The sequence below is a fragment of the Rhizobium sp. BR 317 genome (genome assembly GCF_047445835.1).
Classification (GTDB): Bacteria; Pseudomonadota; Alphaproteobacteria; order Rhizobiales; family Rhizobiaceae; genus Rhizobium; species Rhizobium paranaense.
Map to the genome: position 1 here is coordinate 1 of NZ_JARWLB010000137.1, position 1,294 is coordinate 1,294.

The window sequence follows — 1,294 nt, forward strand, 5'->3', positions numbered from 1 at the left end:
ATTTCTGGGTGAGCGCGATGAAGCCCTCGAATGGCGCGGGGCTTTTGTCTACTGGAAGATCCTGCGGCAGAACCGCCCCAAACGAGAAATTGATCGTCTCCGTCCATCCCTCCGTTTTCAAAGCGTCCTTAGCGTCGCCAACCCGCCTGACCATMTCGCCAGCGCCCGCATGCGTCGCGATATAGTGGTGCACGCAGAGTTCCCAATCGGGGGACAACACCTTGGCCGAAAGCGCACCGACGACATTCTCAAGCGATTCCTTGAAGCGCGAAAGCTTTCCGGACCACTTCTGCTTCTTCTCGTTCCAACGATGGAACGACGTCCCGGTMCCGACGAAATCGTCGATCAAGTAAACCAGCCTGAACTGTGCGTCCGGATCCTTGAGGTCCTTGCGAAGATCGTCGATCAGATCTTGCCATTTGTCTTCGTCGAGCTGGGTCGCCAGTACAAACTGCTCGTTGGTGAGGATGCCGACATTACTATGCCTGATGCCATCAATCCTGGCGCCGTCACTCAATCCCATGAAGAGCGTCTGCCGCCGCAAGCGATCGGCTGCATCTCTCGCATCGCTGTCGGCCCAGACCCGGTAGCGCGKAATTCCCTTTTCCGCCGCGACCATGCTGATGATGCGCTCACGCACGACGGACGGATAGAACTGCTCCACGAGGCGGTTCATCTCTGCCTGACCCACATAGATCAGGGATTGACGCACGAACGCGTAGGCCGTKGGGCGCTCGCTGGGATCAAACTGCTGCAGCCAAGTACCAAGGCTTTCAATAAACCGCATACCCGCTTGAAAATCGCGATAGCCGTCGTATTTCAGCTTCGACATCAGACGCAACCAGCTGAACTCGCGCCTGGCCTGGTCGTCGTCCCAGGCCATGATCTCGCTCAATATCCGCAGCCCAAGTCCTTCGTTCACGTCAGCGCATCCTTCACAAAGCCGAGATGCCCGTCCACGACCTCGAGATGCCTGATATAATCCAGTGTCGCCTCCACGCCGCGTTGCCCAGCTTCGGCGAGGTTCCAGCAGCTTGCAGCATCAACACTCGTTTCGTCGACGCTGAGCGAATCTTCGCCACGCAGAAGCTCGAAGTCATTGCCCGGCMACCKGCCGCGATCCCCGATCGCAAGGATCGGAGTCGGCCCCAATTGCCCCCTCAGTCTCTCGACGACATTGAGTTTCGAAACCGAGGCCGCAACGATGTCCACGGAATGACTTGAGCGCGTCACCTTCACGCCCTCGCTTTCGGTMGCCAGGATGACCTGATGGGCAATGTCMCATAGCCTCCCC

The 1,294-nt window shown here is 58.2% G+C and carries 1 protein-coding gene and 1 pseudogene; both read right to left on the bottom strand.

What is annotated here, in order from left to right:
- Nucleotides 1-922, bottom strand: a 922-nt coding sequence (locus QD357_RS32325; RefSeq protein WP_414126083.1) for a hypothetical protein, incomplete at its 3' end; no start/stop codon positions are given.
- A pseudogene (locus QD357_RS32330) lies at nt 919-1,294 on the bottom strand (sucrose-6-phosphate hydrolase); the annotation flags it as partial. The gene QD357_RS32325 and the pseudogene QD357_RS32330, both read right to left, overlap by 4 nt.